At 72.7% G+C, this 19,553-nt stretch carries 17 protein-coding genes; 10 read left to right on the forward strand and 7 right to left on the reverse strand.

All coding sequences use genetic code 11. The annotated features are described in order from the left end of the window. Window positions 1-9 precede the first annotated feature (9 nt). The 6 genes from ABEA42_RS01950 (at window position 10) to ABEA42_RS01975 (ending at window position 5,740) form a co-directional block, all read left to right on the forward strand. Window positions 10-831, forward strand: coding sequence for a LytR/AlgR family response regulator transcription factor (locus ABEA42_RS01950; RefSeq protein ID WP_345500786.1), 822 nt, complete (start codon window positions 10-12; stop codon window positions 829-831). Window positions 832-910: 79 nt separating this feature from the next. Further along, on the forward strand, window positions 911-1,264 hold the full coding sequence (locus tag ABEA42_RS01955; RefSeq protein ID WP_345500787.1) for a hypothetical protein: 354 nt from the start codon (window positions 911-913) through the stop codon (window positions 1,262-1,264). Further along, a complete protein-coding gene (locus tag ABEA42_RS01960) occupies window positions 1,261-2,790 on the forward strand; it encodes a sodium/solute symporter (protein WP_345500788.1) in 1,530 nt (509 codons plus the stop codon). The genes ABEA42_RS01955 and ABEA42_RS01960 overlap by 4 nt, the downstream gene beginning before the upstream one ends. Window positions 2,791-2,994: 204 nt before the next feature. Then, window positions 2,995-3,327 carry a DUF485 domain-containing protein gene (locus ABEA42_RS01965; protein WP_345500790.1) on the forward strand — a complete coding sequence of 111 codons (333 nt, stop codon included), beginning with the start codon at window positions 2,995-2,997 and terminating at the stop codon, window positions 3,325-3,327. Continuing rightward, entirely contained in the window at window positions 3,324-4,967 is a 1,644-nt protein-coding gene (locus tag ABEA42_RS01970) for a solute symporter family protein (RefSeq protein WP_345500792.1), read from the forward strand. Before ABEA42_RS01965 ends, ABEA42_RS01970 begins: the two co-directional genes overlap by 4 nt. A gap of 140 nt (window positions 4,968-5,107) precedes the next feature. After that, window positions 5,108-5,740 (forward strand): AMIN-like domain-containing (lipo)protein, encoded by a 633-nt coding sequence (locus ABEA42_RS01975; RefSeq protein ID WP_345500794.1) that lies wholly within the window; start codon window positions 5,108-5,110, stop codon window positions 5,738-5,740. On the opposite strand, the gene ABEA42_RS01980 is transcribed toward ABEA42_RS01975, so the two are convergent. After that, window positions 5,715-6,713 carry a hypothetical protein gene (locus ABEA42_RS01980; protein WP_345500795.1) on the reverse strand — a complete coding sequence of 333 codons (999 nt, stop codon included), beginning with the start codon at window positions 6,711-6,713 and terminating at the stop codon, window positions 5,715-5,717. The two genes, ABEA42_RS01975 and ABEA42_RS01980, sit on opposite strands and share 26 nt — an antisense overlap. Window positions 6,714-6,853: 140 nt before the next feature. On the opposite strand from ABEA42_RS01980, the gene acs reads away from it, so the two are divergent. The 3 genes from acs to ABEA42_RS01995 all read left to right on the forward strand — a co-directional run bounded on the left by acs (window position 6,854) and on the right by ABEA42_RS01995 (window position 9,857). Then, entirely contained in the window at window positions 6,854-8,854 is a 2,001-nt protein-coding gene (gene acs, locus ABEA42_RS01985; protein WP_425571967.1) for an acetate--CoA ligase, read from the forward strand. Between the two features lie 97 nt (window positions 8,855-8,951). Next, window positions 8,952-9,320 (forward strand): hypothetical protein, encoded by a 369-nt coding sequence (locus ABEA42_RS01990; protein ID WP_345500796.1) that lies wholly within the window; start codon window positions 8,952-8,954, stop codon window positions 9,318-9,320. Window positions 9,321-9,413: 93 nt separating this feature from the next. Next, a complete protein-coding gene (locus tag ABEA42_RS01995; protein WP_345500797.1) occupies window positions 9,414-9,857 on the forward strand; it encodes a ferritin-like domain-containing protein in 444 nt (147 codons plus the stop codon). On the opposite strand, the gene ABEA42_RS02000 is transcribed toward ABEA42_RS01995, so the two are convergent. After that, window positions 9,832-10,629, reverse strand: coding sequence for a glycerophosphodiester phosphodiesterase family protein (locus ABEA42_RS02000; RefSeq protein WP_345500799.1), 798 nt, complete (start codon window positions 10,627-10,629; stop codon window positions 9,832-9,834). The two genes, ABEA42_RS01995 and ABEA42_RS02000, sit on opposite strands and share 26 nt — an antisense overlap. A 171-nt stretch (window positions 10,630-10,800) precedes the next feature. Continuing rightward, window positions 10,801-11,643: an IclR family transcriptional regulator gene (locus ABEA42_RS02005; RefSeq protein WP_345500800.1), complete on the reverse strand. Its 843-nt coding sequence runs from the start codon at window positions 11,641-11,643 to the stop codon at window positions 10,801-10,803. 104 nt (window positions 11,644-11,747) lie between these two features. Here ABEA42_RS02005 and aceB point away from each other — a divergent pair, with 104 nt between their 5' ends. Further along, entirely contained in the window at window positions 11,748-13,355 is a 1,608-nt protein-coding gene (gene aceB / locus ABEA42_RS02010; RefSeq protein ID WP_345500801.1) for a malate synthase A, read from the forward strand. 70 nt (window positions 13,356-13,425) lie between these two features. Here the strand turns inward: aceB and ABEA42_RS02015 are convergent, their stop codons facing one another. The 4 genes from ABEA42_RS02015 to ABEA42_RS02030 are packed head-to-tail and all read right to left on the reverse strand — an operon-like array spanning window position 13,426 to window position 19,532. Then, a complete protein-coding gene (locus ABEA42_RS02015; RefSeq protein ID WP_345500803.1) occupies window positions 13,426-14,739 on the reverse strand; it encodes a guanine deaminase in 1,314 nt (437 codons plus the stop codon). Next, window positions 14,736-15,575, reverse strand: coding sequence for a xanthine dehydrogenase accessory protein XdhC (gene xdhC / locus ABEA42_RS02020; protein ID WP_345501411.1), 840 nt, complete (start codon window positions 15,573-15,575; stop codon window positions 14,736-14,738). The genes ABEA42_RS02015 and xdhC overlap by 4 nt, the downstream gene beginning before the upstream one ends. Window position 15,576: 1 nt before the next feature. Further along, window positions 15,577-18,036, reverse strand: coding sequence for a xanthine dehydrogenase molybdopterin binding subunit (gene xdhB / locus ABEA42_RS02025; protein ID WP_345500805.1), 2,460 nt, complete (start codon window positions 18,034-18,036; stop codon window positions 15,577-15,579). After that, window positions 18,033-19,532 (reverse strand): xanthine dehydrogenase small subunit, encoded by a 1,500-nt coding sequence (locus ABEA42_RS02030; RefSeq protein ID WP_345500806.1) that lies wholly within the window; start codon window positions 19,530-19,532, stop codon window positions 18,033-18,035. The genes xdhB and ABEA42_RS02030 overlap by 4 nt, the downstream gene beginning before the upstream one ends. Between the last annotated feature and the right edge of the window lie 21 nt (window positions 19,533-19,553).

The following is a 19,553-nucleotide window of genomic DNA, read 5'->3' on the forward strand; positions in this document are numbered from 1 at the left end:
CTCGGGCCCATGGCTGGCGCCCCCTCCGGCGAGCCGGAGCCCCGCCGCCCGCGTGACGCCACCGTCGGCCCCGCGGGCACGGCGCTGCGCGCCCTGGTGGTCGACGACGAGCAGCCCGCCCTCGAGGAGCTGAGCTGGCTGCTGGGCCAGGACGAGCGCATCGGACTGGTGCGCACGGCCGGCAGCGGCGCGGAGGCGCTGCGGGCCCTGGAGGCCGGCGACATCGACGTGGTGTTCTCCGACATCTCGATGCCCGGCCTCGACGGCATGGACCTCGCCCGCGTCATCGCGCGCTTCACCGAGCGCCCCCAGGTCGTCTTCGTCACCGCGCACGACCAGCACGCGGTCGACGCCTTCGCCGTCGACGCGGTGGACTACGTGATGAAACCCGTGCGCGCGGACCGGCTCTCCGAGGCCGTACGCCGCGTGGTCGCCTCCGTGGAGCCGGCCACCGCCGCGGCAGGACGGGGGTCGGGGGCGCAGGCCGACGCGGACGAGACCATCCCCGTGGAGCTGGGCGGGGTCACGCGGTTCATCACCCGCAGCCAGGTGCGCTACGCGCAGGCCCAGGGCGACTACGCCCGGCTCCACACGCCGGCGGGTTCGCACCTGGTCCGGATCCCGCTCAGCACGCTGGAGGAGCGGTGGGGCCCTGCCGGCTTCGTCCGCATCCACCGGAGCACGCTGGTCTCGCTGGCCCACGTCCGCGAGGTGCGGATGGAGCACGGCCGGTGCAGCGTCGTCTTGGACGACGTCGAGCTGCAGGTGAGCCGCCGCCACACCCGCGAGCTGCGCGACCGGCTGCTGCGCCCGGCAGCCCGCGAGTCCTGAGCCGGTGGCGCCCCGAGGTCCCGGCGACCCGACCGTGGACGCCGACCCTGCCGCCACCCCCGCCACTCCACCGCCCCGCGTGCGGGTCACCAGCAGCCGCCGGGACGCCCCGCTGCGAGGTGACGTACGGCCCCTGACCCGCGAGATCGACGAGCAGAGCAACCTCGGCGAGGTCTACATGTCGGGCCTGATGTCGGCCCAGCTCCGGCTGGCCGGGATGGTCCTGGCCTTCGGGGCCGTGGGTCTCGGCGGACTGCCGCTGCTCTTCCTGCTGGTCCCCGCGACGCGCACCCTCGAGATCGGCCGGATCCCGTTGCCGTGGCTCGTGCTCGGCGTCGTCGTCTACCCCGTCGCGCTCGTCGTCGCCCGCTACTACGTGCGCCAGAGCGAGCGCATCGAGGCCGAGTTCTCGGCCGCGGTGGGACGTCGGTGAACACGGCGTACGGCCTCGTCGCCATCGCCCTCGTCTGCACGGTGACGCTGGCCATCGGCGCGTTCGGGCTCAGGCTGTCCCGCACGACGAGCGACTTCTACGTCGCCGGGCGCACCGTCACGCCATACCGCAACGCGAGCGCCATCGGCGGTGAGTACCTTTCTGCCGCAAGCTTTCTCGGCATCGCCGGGCTGGTCTACACCAACGGGCTCGACATGCTCTGGTTCCCGGTCGGCTACACGGTCGGCTACGTCGTGCTGCTCGTCCTCGTGGCCGCGCCGCTGCGCCGGTCGGGCGCCTACACGCTGCCGGACTTCGCCGAGGCGCGCCTCGAGAGCACCGTGGTCCGGCGTCTGTGCTCGGTGCTCGTCGTCGCCATCGGGTGGCTCTACCTCCTGCCCCAGCTCCAGGGCGCCGGCCTCGCCCTGGGCGCCGTGACCGGGGCGCCGAGCTGGGTCGGCGGCCTCGTGGTGGCCGTCGTGGTGGTCGCCAACGTCGCGGCCGGGGGCATGCGGTCGATCACCCTCGTGCAGGCCGTGCAGTACTGGGTGAAGCTCACCGCCATCGCCGTGCCCGCGTTCGTGCTGCTGGCCGTCTGGCTCCGCGACGGGTCGCCCGCTCCCGCGGTCGCCGCGCAGGGCACCGGGTGGGCCGAACCGCTGGGCGGCCTTGCCGGGCAAGGACATCCGGTCTACTCGACCTACAGCCTGCTGCTGGCGCTCGCCCTCGGCACGATGGGCCTGCCACACGTGCTGGTGCGCTTCTACACCAACCCCGACGGCCGGGCCGCCCGCCGCACGACGCTGACCGTGGTGGCCCTCCTCGGCGCGTTCTACCTCTTCCCCCCGCTGTACGGCGTGCTCGGCCGGGTGTACCTCCCGCTGCTGCCCCACGGCGTGGCTCCCGACACGCTGGTGCTGCGGCTGCCCGGGGTCATGACGCCCGGCACCGGGGGCCAGCTCCTCTCGGCGGTACTGGCGGGCGGGGCCTTCGCTGCGTTCCTGTCCACCGCGTCGGGGCTGACGATGTCGGTGGCGGGGGTGCTCGACCAGGACCTCCTGCGACGCAGGCTCGGCCGGGTCACGGGTGACGACTTCACCGTGGTGCAGGGGTTCCGCCTCGCCACGGGCCTGGCGGTCCTGGTGCCGTTCGTGGCGTCCCGGCTGGTCGAGCCCGTGGGGCTGGCCACCATGGTCAGCCTGGCCTTCGCGGTGGCGGCCTCGACCTTCTGCCCGCTGCTGGTGCTCGGCTCCTGGTGGCGCGGACTGAGCACCGTGGGTGCCGCCGCGGGCCTCGTGGTGGGCGGCGCCTGCGCGGCGACGGCAGTCGCCGCGACCGTGCTGGCCGGCCCGATCCCGGGGTGGCCCGGGGCATTGCTGGGCCAGCCTGCGGCCTGGTGCATCCCCATCGCCTTCGCCACCGCGGTGGTCGTCTCCCTCGCCACCCCGGGGCGGGTGCCGCGGCACACCGCGCGCACCATGGTCCGCCTGCACACGCCGGAGGACCTGGTGCTCGACCGCGACTGACCTGCCGCTCGGCGTCGCCAGCCGACCGTTCGGCGCAGGGGAGCCGTCCACCCGCCGACCGCACCCCCCGTACGGCGCGGGACCCCGCGGCGTACCTCCCGCGCCGGCGCCGTCGCCGCCACAGTGGCGCGCAGGCCGCCCACCGCGGCCCCTGTGGTCGTCTCGCACGGCGGCCACGCCACGTCACCCACCTGGAGGTGTCCCGTGAGCAACGACGCTCGCACGGATCACGACCCCTTTGTCGACCTGCAAGGGTCGCAGGAGTTCGCGGAGCTGAGGTCCCGGTTCCGCAAGTTCGTCTTCCCGCTGACCGCGCTGTTCCTGGCGTGGTACTTCCTCTACGTCCTGCTCTCGACCTACGCGCCGGGGTTCATGGGCACCAAGGTGTTCGGCAACGTCAACATCGGGCTCATCCTCGGCCTCGGCCAGTTCGTGTCGACCTTCGCGATCACGATCATCTACGTGCGCTGGGCCGACCGTGAGTTCGACCCGCGCGCCGCCGAGCTGGCCAGGACCATCGGGGAGGACCACCGATGAGCGCTGCTGTCGCACCCTCGCTGCTGCCCACGGCCACCAACGTCGGCAGCCCCACCCTCAACATCACGATCTTCGGCGTCTTCGTCCTCATCACGCTCGGCATCGTCATCCGGGCGTCGAAGAACAACCGCAGCGCAGCCGACTTCTACGCCGGTGGGCGCGCGTTCACCGGACGGCAGAACGGCATCGCCATCGCCGGTGACTACCTGTCCGCGGCGTCGTTCCTCGGCATCGCGGGAGCCATCGCCCTCAACGGCTACGACGGCTTCCTCTACTCGATCGGGTTCCTCGTCGCGTGGCTGGTGGCGCTGCTGCTCGTCGCCGAGCTGCTGCGCAACGCGGGCAAGTACACGATGGCCGACGTCCTGTCGTTCCGGCTGAGGCAGCGGCCGGTCCGCATGGCCGCGGCGATCTCCACCCTCGCGGTCTGCTTCTTCTACCTGCTGGCGCAGATGGCCGGCGCCGGCGGCCTCGTCGCCCTCCTGCTGGGCATCGACGACAAGGCGGGACAGTCGCTGGTCATCGCGGTGGTCGGCGTCCTGATGATCGCGTACGTCCTCATCGGCGGCATGAAGGGCACCACCTGGGTGCAGATCATCAAGGCGGTCCTGCTCATCATCGGGGCGGGCGTCATGTTCCTGTGGGTGCTCGGCAAGTTCGGGCTCAACCTCAGCACGCTGCTCGGTGACGCCGTCCAGGCCTCCGGCGGGAAGAAGGTGCTCGACCCCGGCCTGCAGTACGGCAAGAGCGGCCTGACCAAGATCGACTTCATCTCCCTGTCGCTGGCGCTGGTCCTCGGGACCGCCGGCCTGCCGCACGTGCTCATGCGGTTCTACACGGTCCCGTCCTCGAGGGAGGCCAGGAAGTCGGTCGAGTGGGCGATCTGGCTCATCGGCATCTTCTACCTGTTCACCCTCGTGCTCGGGTACGGCGCCGCCGCACTCGTGGGCCCCAAGGCCATCGCGGCCGCACCGGGCAAGGCCAACTCGGCCGCGCCACTGCTCGCCTACGAGCTCGGCGGCGAGCTGCTGCTCGGCATCATCTCGGCGGTCGCCTTCGCGACGATCCTCGCGGTCGTCGCAGGCCTGACCATCACGGCGAGCGCGAGCCTGTCGCACGACATCTACAACTCGGTCATCAAGGAGGGCACCGCGTCGGCGGAGGAGGAGGTCCGGGTCGCGCGCATCACCGCGGTCGTCATCGGCATCTTCGCCATCCTCGGCGGCATCCTCGCCAACGGGCAGAACATCGCGTTCCTCGTGGCGCTGGCGTTCGCGATCGCGGCGTCCGCCAACCTGCCGACGATCCTGTACTCGCTGTTCTGGCGGCGCTTCAACACCCGTGGGGCCCTGTGGTCGATCTACGGCGGCCTCGTCACGGCGCTGACCTTGATCGTCTTCAGCCCCGTGGTGTCGGGCAAGCCCGTCGACGCCGCGACCGGCAAGTCGCTGTCGATGTTGCAGGGCACCGACTTCCACTGGTTCCCGCTCGACAACCCCGGCATCGTCTCCATCCCGCTGGCCTTCGTCCTGGGCTGGCTCGGGACGGTGACCAGCAAGGAGTACAACGCCGCCAAGTACGCCGAGATGGAGGTGCGCTCGCTCACCGGTCACGGGGCCGAGAAGGCGACCACCCACTAGGCGAACCCGGTCCGGCGCCTCGCCGGACCGGCCCCGGACCACGGTGCCGTGTCCCCGCAGGAGGGGACACGGCACCGTGCACTCCCGGTCAACCGCGGTGGGGCGCAGGACGTCCATGGGGTGTCCGAAGGGAGGACGCCATGAACACCACGAACACCGTGGGCAGCACCAGCAGGACCCGAACCACCCGCCTGGCGATCCGGTCACTCGCGGTGGCCGCCGCCCTGGGCGGCATACCCGTCGCCGCGTCGACCACGCTGCCCGCGACCGCATCGACCACCTCCGCCACCACCTCCGCCACCACCGCTGCCGCGCCGTACTGCGGCATCACGTGGGGCTCCCTCGCGAAGACGTCCAGCCGGATGGTCCCGGGGCCCGTCACGGGGGTCCGTTCCGGCCGCCACACCTGCTACGACCGGCTGGTCGTCGACCTCGGGGGCAGGGCGCCCGGCTACACCGTGAAGTACGTCAGCAACGTCTACACGCAGGGCCAGGGCGCGCTCGTGCCGCTGCGCGGCGGCGCCAGGCTGCTCGTGGTCGCCAACGCCCCGGCGTACCGGCCGGACGGCACCGCGTCCTTCGTCCCGAGGAACCGCAGGGAGGTCGTCGACGTCACCGGCTACACGACCTTCCGCCAGGTGGCGTGGGCCGGCACCTTCGAGGGCTACACCTCGATGGGGCTCGGGGTGCGGGCACGACTGCCGTTCCGGGTCTTCACGCTCACCGACGCGACCACGAGCCGCCTCGTCATCGACGTCGCCCACCACTGGTGACGCGACCGCCGGACGACCAGCTCGACGCGTATGGGGCCCTGCCGTGGGTGGCGCGCCCCGACCGGTAGCGAGGTGGTCGTCCGCCGGCCGTCACCCGGCGCCCGCCGGGCTTAACCCGGCGCCCGCCGGGCGTCAGACGGCGGAGGGGGGAGGAGCGGCGGCGCAGGGCGCCATGGCCGGCTCGCAGCACCACGATGACCACGGCCAGGACCGCCGCGGTGACGAACCACCGGGTCGACGACGACGCCAGCGCCTGGGAGTGCGTCCACCACTGGGTCCGCACGAAGTCCCACGCGGCGTCGGCCACGGTGCGCGCCTGCTGGCCCACGGGGACACCGCCGGCGCCGGGGCGCACCAGGTCCCAGCCGTAGGACAGCGCCCTGGCCAGCAGCGCGAACACCAGCCACGTCACCACGAGGCGCACGAGGCTGAGCAGCGTCGGCGCGACCCGCTGCCAGGTCGCGACCGCGAACGGCAGCGCCAGGGCCAGAGCCAGCGCCAGCCCCCGGGGCCAGGTCGCCGGCGATAGACCCGCCACGACGGCCAGCACGGTGGCCGCCGCCAGTGGACCCTTGGCCCCTCGCGCCCCAAGGAGGATCCCGACCAGGGCCGCCCCACCGAGGAGCACGGCGAGCACCTCCTGCTCGTGCGGGTAGCGGCCCGTCGGGGTGTCGACCAGCCAGCCGAGGCCGCTCGCGAGGACGACCACCAGCAGCCTCGGCCACGGTGAGCGCACGAGCAGGGAGACCGAGGCGGCGGCTGCGGTGGCGCCGAGGAACAGCGCGTCCCCCGCGAAGACGTCCAGCGGGAGGTGCGGCCACGGGCGGACGCCGAGGAAGCCCACCGGCCACCACAGCAGCGCACCCGCGAGGAAGCCCAGGACCGGCAGCGCCCGGCGCACGGAGGCTCGCCGGGTCGACCCCGTCGAGCTGCGGCGGGACTGGTCCGACGTCGTCGTCGTGGTCGTGGGCACGGCCTGCAGGCTAGCCGCTCGGCGAGGCCCGGTGGCCGTCGGACGACCGCGCCGACCGCTCCCCTTGCAGACCGGGCCCGTATGCGGGTTGGCTGGGAGCCGCAAGCCACCGACGTCTTCACCCCTTCCCAGGAGGAACCGTGCCCGAGACCGCGTCCGAGAGCGGGACCACGAGCCCGTCCGCCAGCCAGCCCGCGAGCCAGGCACCGGAGCAGGACCTGTCCCCCTCGCCGGAGTTCGCGGCCGGCGCCAACGGCACCGCGGAGCTGTTCGAGCAGGCCGAGGCGGACCACGAGGGCTTCTGGGCCACCCAGGCGCGCGAGCGCCTCACCTGGGCCAAGGACTTCGACCGGACGCTCGACTGGAGCGAGGCACCGTTCGCCAAGTGGTTCGTCGGTGGCGAGCTCAACGTCGCCCACAACTGCGTCGACCGCCACGTCGACGCCGGCAACGGCGACCGGGTGGCCATCCACTTCGAGGGCGAGGGCGGCGACACCCGCACCATCACCTACGCCGAGCTCCAGAAGGACGTGGCGAAGGCCGCCAACGCCCTGGAGTCCCTCGGCGTCGCCAAGGGCGACCGCGTGGCGATCTACCTGCCGATGATCCCCGAGGCGGTCGTCTCGATGCTGGCCTGCGCCCGCATCGGCGCCCCCCACTCGGTGGTCTTCGGGGGGTTCTCCGCCGACGCCCTGCGCACGCGCATCGCGGACGCCGAGGCCAAGGTCGTCATCACCGCCGACGGCCAGTTCCGGCGCGGCAAGCCCGCCCCGCTGAAGCCCGCGGTCGACGCCGCCGTGACGGGCGAGAGCCCGGTCCACAAGGTCCTGGTGGTCAAGCGCACCGAGGGCGAGGTCGAGTGGGACGACGCCCGTGACGTCTGGTGGCACGACGTCGTCGACAGCGCGAGCGACCAGCACGAGGCGGTGCCCCACGACAGCGAGCACCCGCTGTTCATCCTCTACACGTCGGGCACCACGGGGAAGCCGAAGGGCATCTTCCACACCACCGGCGGCTACCTCACGCAGGCCGCATACACCAACTCCGTGGTCCACGACGTGCACCCGGAGAGCGACGTGTACTGGTGCACGGCCGACATCGGCTGGGTCACCGGCCACTCCTACATCGTCTACGGCCCCCTGGCCAACGGGGCGACGCAGGTCATCTACGAGGGCACCCCGGACACCCCGCACCAGGGCCGCTGGTGGGAGATCGTCGAGAAGTACAAGGTCTCGATCCTCTACACCGCGCCCACGGCGATCCGCACCTTCATGAAGTGGGGTGACGACATCCCCGCGAAGTTCGACCTGTCGTCGCTGCGGGTGCTGGGGTCGGTCGGCGAGCCGATCAACCCCGAGGCCTGGCTCTGGTACCGCAAGCACATCGGCGGCGACAGGGCCCCCATCGTCGACACGTGGTGGCAGACCGAGACCGGCGGCATCATGATCAGCCCGCTCCCCGGAGTCACCACGCTCGAGCCGGGTTCGGCCCAGCGCCCGATCCCCGGCATCAGCGCGGAGATCCTCGACGACGAGGGCCAGCCGCTGCACGACCCCGAGGCCGTCGGCTACCTCGTCCTCACCAAGCCGTGGCCCGGGATGCTGCGGGGCATCTGGGGCGACCCGGAGCGTTACCGCGAGACGTACTGGTCGCGGTTCGGCGAGAAGTACTACTTCGCGGGCGACGGCGCGAAGTACGACGAGAAGGGCAACATCTGGCTGCTGGGCCGGGTCGACGACGTCATGAACGTGTCGGGCCACCGCCTGTCCACCGCGGAGATCGAGTCGGCGCTGGTGTCGCACCCGTCGGTCGCCGAGGCCGCGGTCGTCGGCGCGACGGACGAGACCACGGGCCAGGCGGTGTGCGCGTTCGTGATCCTGCGCGGCGGGTTCGCCGACCACGGCGACGAGACCGTGCAGGAGCTGCGCAACCACGTGGCCAAGGAGATCGGCCCGATCGCCAAGCCCCGCCAGATCATGGTGGTCGCCGAGCTGCCCAAGACGCGCTCGGGCAAGATCATGCGACGCCTGCTGCGCGACGTGGCCGAGAACCGCGAGGTCGGCGACGTCACGACCCTGGCCGACTCCTCGGTGATGAACCTGATCAAGCAGGGGATGTCGGGGTCCTCCTCAGAGGACTGACCGACACCGGGGTGCCGTCGCCTGGCCTGGTCGGGCGTCGTCTCGATGCCAGCTCTGGTGGACGTCGTCCACCAGTCCTACATCGCATGATGGTGCAGTGACGGCCTTCTACCTCTACGTCCCCGCCGTGGTGCTCGCGGTCTGGCTCGGGCACGCGGCGTGGTCGTGGACGCGCCCACACCGGCGCGACCCGTTCGGCGTGCTGCTGCTCGCCGGGCTCCCGGTGGCGACCCTCGTGGCGTTCGTCGCCTTTGCACTGGCGCACGACCCGGAGCGGGGCCAGTACGACGCCCTGCCGCGCGGCGACCACGGGGACCTTCGCGTCCGGCTGCTCGTCGTCGTCCTCGAGCTCGTCGCGGCAGGCGTGGTCGTGCTGGCGCTGGAGGGGGTGCTCGCCGCGGTACGGACGTCGCGGCGCCGTCGGGTCGGGTCGGCGCCACCCGTCCGGGTGCCCGAGGGCTCCTGAGCTCGACGAGGCACCGCAGGTCAGGGTGTGTCAGGGTCGAGGTCCGACACGCCGGCACGGATGCAGGGCCGGCCGACACGAAGGAGCACGTCCATGTCAGCTGACGAGAAGGTCGCCAAGGACCTCGTGGAGACCCTCAAGGACGGCCGCAACGGTTTCGCGTCCGCGGCGGAGAAGCTGCGCGACAGCGAGCGGCCCGAGGTGGCCGCCACCCTCCAGCGCCTGTCCGAGCAGCGCGAGGCGTTCGCCCGCGACATCGTGGCCATGGGGCACGAGTACGGCGACGACGTCGAGGAGAGCGGGTCGGTGGCGGCTGCGCTGCACCGCGGCTGGCTCTCGCTCAAGGACGCCCTCACCGGCGATGACGCGTCGGGCGTGCTCGGCGCCGCGGTGACCGGGGAGGACCACGCGGTGTCGGAGTACGAGAAGGCCCTCGCTGAGGACCTCAGCGACGGCTTCCGCTCGGTCGTCCAGCAGCAGCACTCCGCCATCGTGGCCGCCCGCGACGAGGTCAAGGCGCTGCAGCAGGCGTCCTGACCGGTGCCCTCGCGCCCGCGGGCAGCCACTGCCCGCGGGCGATGAGCACCTCACGCAGCAGGTCGGGTCGGTCGGTGATGACGCCGTCGACCCCGGCGTCGAGCACCCGGTGCATGTCCGGGACGTCGTCGACGGACCACACGACGACCCGCACCCCGATGCGGTGGGCGCCCTCGACGAGTCGTTCGACGAAGACAGGCACCCTGCCGAGGCGCAGCGGCACGTGGGCGAACTCCCCCGTGGCCAGTCGCGGTGACGGCCTCGCCCCGGTCCGCGACGACGACACCAGGGCGGACAGCGAGCGCCAGCCGAGCGCGGTACGCACCCCCGGCACCTCGCGCCGCACCGTGGCGAGCGCACCGTCCCAGGCTCCGGCGAGGCAGACGCGCTCCCGGATTCCCCTGCGCCGCAAGAGCTGCACGAGCGGCGCGATCGCGGCACGGTCCTTGAGGTCGATGGTGAAGCGCGCGTCGGGGAAGGCCTCCAACGCCTCGGCGAGGGTAGGCACCGGCTCACGCCCGTGGACGCGCAGGCGGCGCAACGCGGCGAGGTCGTGGTGCCGCACCTCTCCCCTGCCGTCGGTGACCCGGTCGAGCGTGGCGTCGTGGAAGCACACCAGCTGCCCGTCGGAGGTCAGGCGCACGTCGGTCTCGAGGTAGCGGAGCCCGAGCGCCGAGGAGAGCCCGAAGGCCGCCAGCGTGTTCTCCGGGGCGAGGGCGGCCCCGCCCCGGTGGGCGAGGGCCAGGGGAGCGGGCTCGGAGCCGTAGGCCATGGCCCCAGCCTGCCGTCGGCGGCGACTCCGGTGGACCGGGATCCGGCCCCCCGGGCCAGAGTTCACCCGTGGGGCGGCAACCGTTCGCCTGCTGCTGCGGCCCCGGTCACCGCGGGACCCCGGAGGGCCCGGTCACCCGTGAGGCTCCCGGGGGCCGCAGTCACTCCGGGATCAGGACGACGCGGTCCCGCGCACCTGGGCGGAGATCGCCTCCGCGGCGCGGTGCAGCGGGCCCGTGGCTCGCGCCACGAACTCGTCGGTCACCCGGGTCACCGGTCCGGACAACGACAGGGCGAGGCGCTGCGGGGTCTCGGGGACGACCACCGCCACGCACCGTACGCCGACCTCCTGCTCCCCCTCGTCGAGGGCGTAGCCGCGCCGGCGGGTGCGCTCGAGCTCCGCGGCGAACTCCTCGGGGGTGGTGATGGTGTGCTCGGTGCGGGCCGGCATGCCGGTGCGGGCGAGGAGCGCCCGCACCTGGTCGGGGTCCATGTCGGCCATGATCGCCTTGCCGACGCCGGTGGAGTGCGGCAGCACCCGCCGACCGACCTCCGTGAACATCCGCATCGAGTTGCGCGAGGCCATCACCTGCCCGACGTAGACGACCTGGTCGCCGTCGAGCATGGCCAGGTTGACCGACTCGCCGAGCTCGTGGGCGAGCTGCTCCATGTGCGGTCGCGCCCAGCGCCCGACCATGCGCGACGTCGTCTCACCGAGGCGGATGAGGCGTGGGCCGAGGGAGTACTGGCGCGACGCCTCCTGCCGCACGTAGCCGAGGTCGACGAGGGTCCGCACGAGGCGGTGGATGGTCGGCAGCGGCAGGTCTGCGTCGTTCGCGAGCTGCGACAGGCTGATCACGCCGCCGGCGTCGGCCATCGTCTCGAGGATGGCGAACGCGCGCTCGAGCGACTGCACGCCGCCCGTCTTGGCGGGAGCGGCGGCGGTGTCCGCGGCAGCGCTGGCCGCGGTGGTGTCCGTGGCAGCGGTGTCCGCGGCGCCCTGGCCGGTGCTCATATATCTCTCCCCACGCGGCGAATGAGAAGAAGATTCCGTATCATGGAACTATCCTAGTGCACCGAGCACGTGCGACGCCCTTCGACAGTGAGGATGAGCCACCGATGTCCGACATCACCGTGACCGGGGGCCCGGTCGAGCGCAGCGACGAGGTCCTGACGCCCGAGGCGCTCGCCTTCCTCGCCGAGCTGCAGACCCGGTTCGGCCCGCGCCGCGACGAGCTGCTCGCCGCCCGGAGGGCACGGCGCGAGGAGGTCTCGAAGACGGGCCGCCTCGACTTCCTCGAGGAGACCAAGGACGTCCGCGAGGCTGACTGGACCGTCGCCGAGGCACCCGCCGACTTCCGCGACCGCCGCGTCGAGATCACCGGCCCCACCGAGCGCAAGATGGCGATCAACGCCCTCAACTCCGGCGCGAAGGTCTGGCTCGCCGACCTCGAGGACGCCAACACCCCCCACTGGGCCAACGTCGTCGGCGGCCAGGTCAACCTGCGCGACGCCGTCCGCCGCACGATCGCCTTCACCTCCCCCGAGGGCAAGGAGTACGCGCTCAAGGACCCCGACGCCGTACCGGTCATCGTCCCGCGCCCCCGCGGCTGGCACCTCGACGAGCAGCACCTGCAGCTCGACGGCAAGCCGCTCGTCGGTGCCCTCGTCGACTTTGGCCTCTACTTCTTCCACAACGCCACCGAGCTCCTCGCGCGCGGCAGCGGGCCCTACTTCTACCTGCCGAAGATGGAGTCCCACCTCGAGGCCCGGTTGTGGAACGACGTCTTCACCTTCGCCCAGGAGCACGTCGGCGTGCCGCACGGGTCCATCCGCGCGACCGTCCTCATCGAGACCATCCCGGCCGCGTTCGAGATGGACGAGATCCTCCACGAGCTGCGCGACCACGCCGCCGGCCTCAACGCCGGCCGGTGGGACTACCTGTTCTCGATCATCAAGTACTTCCGCGACGCCGGGCCCGAGTTCACCCTCCCCGACCGCAACGCCGTCACCATGACCGCGCCGATGATGAAGGCCTACAGCGACCTGCTCGTCAGGACCTGCCACCGGCGCGGGGCGTTCGCGATCGGTGGCATGGCGGCGTTCATCCCGAGCAAGGACCCCGAGGTCAACGAGCAGGCCTTCGCCAAGGTCCGCGCCGACAAGGAGCGCGAGGCCGCCGCCGGGTTCGACGGCTCCTGGGTGGCCCACCCCGGCATGGTCGAGCTGTGCAAGGAGGTCTTCACCGACGTCCTGGGCGACGAGCCCAACCAGCTGGCCAAGCAGCGCGACGACGTCACGGTCACCGCCGACGACCTGCTCGCCGCCGGCCTGACCCCCGGCGACCGCACCGAGGAAGGCCTGCGCGGCAACATCACCGTCGGCATCGCCTACCTCCAGTCCTGGCTGCGCGGCAACGGCGCCGTCGGCATCCACAACCTCATGGAGGACGCCGCGACCGCAGAGATCTCGCGCTCGCAGATCTGGCAGTGGCTGAACAACGAGGTCACCCTCACCTCCGGCGAGAAGGTCACCCGCGAGCTCGTCGACCGCCTCGTCGAGGAGGAGTACGCAGCGCTGCGCGAGTCCGTGGGCGAGGAGGCCTTCGCCCAGGGCGAGTGGGAGGCCGCCCGACGGCTGTTCGTCGAGTGCGCGCTCGACCCCGACTTCCCCGACTTCCTCACCCTCCCCGCGTACGACGAGGTGCTCGAGCTCGAGAAGGCCTGACCCGGCCGTCGGCGCACCTCGCCGACGAGCGACGGACGCCCGCCCCCTGCAGGGGGCGGGCGTCCGTCGTTCAGCGGCTCGCGGGGCGGCGGAACCGTCCTGCGGCGATCTGGTCGCCCCCGACCCAGACGCCCTCGATGTCGGTCGTGGTGCCGAGGGCGAACACCTTGGCCAGGGCGTCGAGGGTGGAGCGGGCGTTGCCGAGCCCGACGTCGAGCGGGTTGCCTGCCTGCGGCAGCACCCACACCGCGTCGAACTGCTTGCCCACCGACAGGTCGCCGACCTCGTCGGCCAGCCCGAGGGCGTCGGCGCCCGCCGCTGTCGCCAGCCAGAGCAGGTGCGCCGAGGTCAGAGCCACGCCTTCAGCGGCGAGCAGCTGCTGCATGAAGTAGGCCTGCAGCCCCTCCTTGAGCAACGAGAAGCCTGTCCCCGCACCGACGTCCGAGCCCAGCGCCACGCGCACGCCGTGGTCGAGGTGCCGGCGGAGCGGGAACAGCCCGCTGCCCAGCGCGGAGTTGCTCGTCGGGCAGTGCGCCACCGAGGCGCCCTGGCTCGCGAGCAGGGCCAGCTCCTCGTCCACGGGGTGCACGTTGTGGGCGAGGACCGAGTTGCGGTCCACGAGGCCGTGGTTGGCGTAGGTGTGGACGTAGTTGGTGCCCCCGAACAGGCGCCGCACCTCCGCGACCTCGAAGAGGTTCTCGTTGACGTGCGAGGTGAACCACGACCCCTGGACCTCCTTGAACGTCGCCGCGCACGACTCGAGCATCGCGTCGCTCGCGGAGAAGGAGAACCGGGGTGTCACGGCGTACCGCAGGCGCCCGTGGCCGTGCCAGCGCTCGGCGAGGCCCCGGGCCTCGCCGTAGGCGCGGTCGGGGGTGGACAGGAGCTCGGGTCGCAGGCTGCGGTCGGAGACGACGAGCCCGGTCGTGACGCGGAGCCCGGCGACGTCCGCCGCGGCGAACATCGAGTCGACGGCGGTCGCGAAGTGCGACCCGAAGACGAGGGCGCTGGTGGTGCCCGCGTCGACGAGGCCGGTGACGAAGTCGCGGGCGACACCCTTGGCGTAGGCGACGTCGGCCAGCCGGGCCTCCTCCGGCAGGGCGCACTGGTCGAGCCAGTCGAGCAGCGGCATGCCGAGGCCCCCTATGACCCGCACCTGGGGGAAGTGCACGTGCGTGTCGACGAACCCGGGCAGCAGCATCCCCCCGGGCAGGTCGATGACGACCTCGTCAGGGTGCTCGGCGCGCACCGCGGCGAACGGTCCGCGCGCGGTGATGACCCCCGCCTCGTCGACGACGATGCCGCCGTCCTCCTCGGCGCGGAGGCCACCCCCGGCGAACGGGTCGACGGGGGTGTCCACCAGCCGCGCCCGGTAGAGGGTCACGTGGTCACCCCCTCGTGGGCCGCGGGGGCCACGGCCGCCCGCTCGGCCTCGAACACGCCGACCAGGGCCGCGGCCACGCTGACGGCGATGGTCGCCGGTTCCTTGCCCGTGAGGCCCGGAAGACCGATGGGAGTGGTGATCCGCTCCAGGTCTGCTGGCGAATGACCTTCTGCCGCAAGGCGTTGTCGGAACCTGCTCCACTTCGCGGAGGAGCCGATGAGGCCGATGGACGCCAGGTGGCCGCAACGCAGGGCGGTGTCGCACAGCGCCGCGTCCTCGGCGTGGTCGTGGGTCATGACCAGCACGTGGGTGCCGCGTGGCACCTGCCCCAGGACGAGCTCGGGCACCGGGGCATGGTGGACGTGCACACGCGCGACCGCATCCTCGAGCGCGGCGAGCCGGCGGGCCTCCACCTGGTCGGCGCGGGAGTCGACGAGGTGAAGCTCGATGTCGTGGCGGGACAGGATGTGCGCCAGCTCCAGGCCGACGTGCCCCATCCCGAAGATCGCGACCGAGGGTGCGACAGCCAGGGGTTCGAGCAGGATGACGACCTCGCCACCGCAGCACTGCTGGCCGTGCTCGGCCCGTGCCTTGTCGTTGAGGGACAACGAGATCTGCGCAGGAGCGGTTTCTCGGTGCTCGAGCATCGCCCGGGCCCGGGCCACCGCCGTGGCCTCGAGGTTGCCGCCGCCGATGCTGTCGAAGGCCTCGTCGGCGGTCACGACCATCTTGGCGCCGGCGTCCCGCGGGGCGTGGCCCCGCACGGTCACGAGTGTGACCAGCACCCCGGCGCGGCGCTCACCCCGCAACCGCTCGACGGCTGCCAGCCAGTGCACGTCAGGCCCCACCGGTGGAGCCCTGCGCCGCGAGCTCGGAGTGCGGCCGCAGCGGCCGGTCGTCGGCGTCGGGCTGGTCCGGAACGATCCCGGGGGCGCCGTCGACCACGTGGCCGTGCTCGGGCTGCCCGGCGCCCCCGCGGCGGGCCTGCTCCAGCGCCCACCACACGGCCTCCGGTGTCGCGGGCGACGCCAGGTCGACGCTGGTGCCCGCTGGCCCGAACGCCGCCGCGGCCTGCCGCAGGGCCTCGCGCACCGAGAAGGCCAGCATGAGGGGCGGCTCGCCGACCGCCTTGGAGCCGTAGACGGCACCGTCCTCGTGGGCGCGCCCGAGCAGCGCGACGTTGAAGACCTCGGGCATCTCCGAGAAGCTCGGCAGCTTGTAGGTGCTGGCGGCCTGGGTCGCGAGCCGTCCCCGGGTCGGGCGGTCGCTCTCGTCCCAGCGCAGGTCCTCCAGGGTCAGCCAGCCCGCGCCCTGGACGAACGCGCCCTCGACCTGGCCGATGTCGACCAGCGGAGACAGGCTGTCGCCGACGTCGTGGACGATGTCGACGCGGCGCGTGCGGTAGGCGCCGGTGAACCCGTCGACCTCCACCTCGGTGGCGGCGACGCCGTACGAGAAGTACTTGAACGGCGAGCCGTGCATGAGGGAGGAGTCCCAGTGCAGGCCCTCGGTGCGGTAGAAGCCGGCCGCCCACAGCTGGACCCGCTGGAAGTAGGCCTGGTTGACGAGCTCGGCCCACGGCACCGACTCGCCGCCACCGACCGAGGTCACCAGTCCGTCGGCGAACCGGATGTCCGACGGGTGCACCCCGAGCCGCCGCCCGGCGACCTCGCGCAGCCGCTCCAGGACCTGCTCGCAGGCGTTCTTGACCGCGCCGCCGTTGAGGTCGGCGCCCGAGCTCGCGGCAGTGGCAGAGGTGTTGGGCACCTTGTCGGTGCGGGTGGGGGCGAGGCGGACGGTCGACAGCGGCACGCCGAGGGTGGTCGCCGCCACCTGGAGCATCTTGGTGTGCAGGCCCTGGCCCATCTCGGTGCCACCGTGGGTGACCAGGACCGAGCCGTCCTTGTAGACGTGGACGAGCGCGCCCGCCTGGTTGAACGCGGTGAAGTTGAACGAGATCCCGAACTTCACCGGCGTCATGGCGAGCCCGCGCTTGGTGTGCTCGTGCGTGGCGTTGTACTCCGCGATCTGCGCCTGGCGCGCCCGGACGTCGCCGGTCTCGAGGACCTGGTCCCAGCAGTAGCCGGTGCGCTCGGGGTGGCGCACAGGCTGTCCGTACGGCGCGCTCTGGCCCTCCGCGTAGAAGTTGCGGCTGCGCAGGTCGATGGGGTCGATCCCGAGCAGGGGCGCGCACCGGCCGAGGATGTCCTCGATGACGAGCATCCCCTGAGGACCACCGAACCCACGGAACGCGGTCTGGGAGGTCTTGTGCGACTTGGCGATCCGGCCGTTCACGCGGATGTTGGGGATCCAGTAGGCGTTGTCGATGTGGCACAGCGCCCTGGCGAGGACCGGCTCGGACAGGTCGAGGCTCCACCCGCCGTCGGAGGTCAGCGTCGCGTCGAGCGCCTGGAGGTGGCCGGCGTCGTCGAACGCCACCCGCCACTGGGCGTGGAAGCCGTGCCGCTTGCCCGACATGGTCATGTCCTGGTTGCGGCTGAGGCGGAGCCGCACCGGGCGGCCGGTGAGGCGGGCGCCCAGGGCGGCGATGGCGGCGTACCCGTGCGGCTGCATCTCCTTGCCCCCGAAGCCGCCTCCCATGCGCAGGCACTGCACCGTCACCTCGTTGCTCGGCACGCCGAGGACGTGGGCGACGATGTCCTGGGTCTCGGTGGGGTGCTGGGTGCTGCTCTGGATGAAGACCTGGCCGTTCTCGTCCACGAGGGCGAGGGAGGCGTGGGTCTCGAGGTAGAAGTGCTCCTGGCCGGCGAACTCGAGCTCGCCGCTGAACACGTGGGCGGCGCCGTCGAACCCGGCATCGACGTCACCACGCTCGACCTTGGGGCGCGCGCCCTGGAAGCTGTCGGCGGCGATGGCCTCGCGCACGGTGACGATCGCGGGCAGGGGCTCGTAGTCGACCTCGACGGCCAGCGAGCCCAGGCGGGCGGCCTCGAGCGTCTCCCCCAGCACCCAGCAGACGGCGTGCCCGTGGAACATCACCTCGGACGGGAAGAGCGGCTCGTCGTGCTTGACGCCCGCGTCGTTGACCCCGGGGACGTCCTCGGCCGTGAGCACGCGGACGACCCCCGGCACCGCGAGGGCGGGCCCGGTGCGCAGCCCGGTGACCCGGGCGTGGGTGTGCGGCGCCTGCACGGGGTGGGCATGCAGGACACCGTGCGTGCGCTGGACGAGGTCGTCGGTGTAGAGCGCGTGGCCGGTGACGTGCAGGGCTGCCGCCTCGTGGGGGATCCCTTGTCCGACAACGGGGTTCGCGGGGCGCTCGGAGAGTGCACTCATGCTCCCACCTCCTGCGGGGTCGCGGTCTGGGCATGCAGCTTGAGCAGGGCGGTGCCGAGCATCGCCGAGCGGTAGGGCGCGCTGGCCCGGTGGTCGTCCATGGGGGTGCCCTCACGGGCCATGACCTCGGCCGCCTCGCGGGCCACGTCGGTGGTCCAGGGCCTGCCCTCCAGGGCGGCCTCGGTCGCGAGCGCGCGGATCGGGGTGGCGGCGACGCCACCGAGACCGATGCGCGCCTTGGCGACGACGCCGTCCCGCACGTCGAGGGCGAAGCCGACGGCCACGCTGGAGATGTCGTCGAACCGCCGCTTGGCGATCTTGTGGAACGCCGTCGTCGTGCTGACGGGCATCGGGATCCGCACGGCGCGGATCAGCTCGTCGTCGCGCCTGACCGTCTGCCGGTAGCCGGTGAAGTAGTCGGCGAGCGGCACCTCCCGGTCGCCGGCGGCGGACGCCAGCACGACCACGGCCTCCAGCGCCAGCAGGGCCGGTGGGGTGTCACCGATCGGCGAACCGGTCCCGAGGTTGCCGCCGATGGTGGCGCCGTTGCGGATCAGCCGTGAGGCGAACTGCGGGAACAGCTGGTCCAGCAACGGGACCCGGCCCTCGAGCAGGCGCTCGCACTCGGTCAGGGTGAGCGCCGCGCCGAGCTCGACGACGTCGTCGCCGACCTCGAACGTGCGCAGCTCGGGCAGCCGGTCGATGCCGATCGCGTACGGCGCGCGGGAGCCTCGCAGGTTGACCTCGACCCCCCAGTCGGTGGACCCGGCCACCAGGACGGCACCGGGGTGCTCGGCGAGCAGGCCCAGCGCCTCGGGCAGCTCCGCCGGGCGCGCGTAGGTGCCGGTCGTCCCCACGAGCCGCGTGGCCGCCGCCGGCGGCGGGGGCGATGCCTGCCGCGCGGCGTACGGGTCGCTTGCCTCGGGGGCGCCGAGGGCGTAGGCGGCGTCGCGGATCGGCCGGTAGCCGGTGCAGCGGCACAGGTTGCCGCTGAGGGCGTGGAGGTCGAAGCCGTTGGGGCCGCACTCGTGGGCGTCGTGCGGCGCGGCACCGCCCTGCCCGCTGGTCGAGGCACCGTCGGAGCCACCGTCCACGGCTGCGCGGTCCGGCCGGTAGTACTCGGCCGCCATGCTGCAGACGAAGCCGGGCGTGCAGTAGCCGCACTGCGACCCGCCGCGCACGGCCATCTCGCGCTGGACCGGGTGCAGGGCGTCGGGGGACCCCAGCCCCTCGGCGGTGACGACCTCCTGGCCGTCGAGGGCGGCGGCCGGCAGGAGGCAGGCGTTGACCGCCGTCCATCGGGTGCCGTCGCCCGTGCCGTCGGGTCGCGCCACCATGACCGAGCAGGCGCCGCACTCCCCCTCGGCGCAGCCCTCCTTGGCCCCCGTCAGCCCCTGGCCGCGGAGCCAGTCCAGCGCGTTCGTCGCCGGGTCCGTGCCGTCCAGGGAGCAGGGCGCCCCGTTGACCGTGACCCGGTGTCCGTCGTTCGCAGCCATCGCGCGCTCCCGTCGCCCCGT

Source organism: Pedococcus ginsenosidimutans (assembly GCF_039544395.1).
Taxonomy (GTDB): domain Bacteria; phylum Actinomycetota; class Actinomycetes; order Actinomycetales; family Dermatophilaceae; genus Pedococcus; species Pedococcus ginsenosidimutans.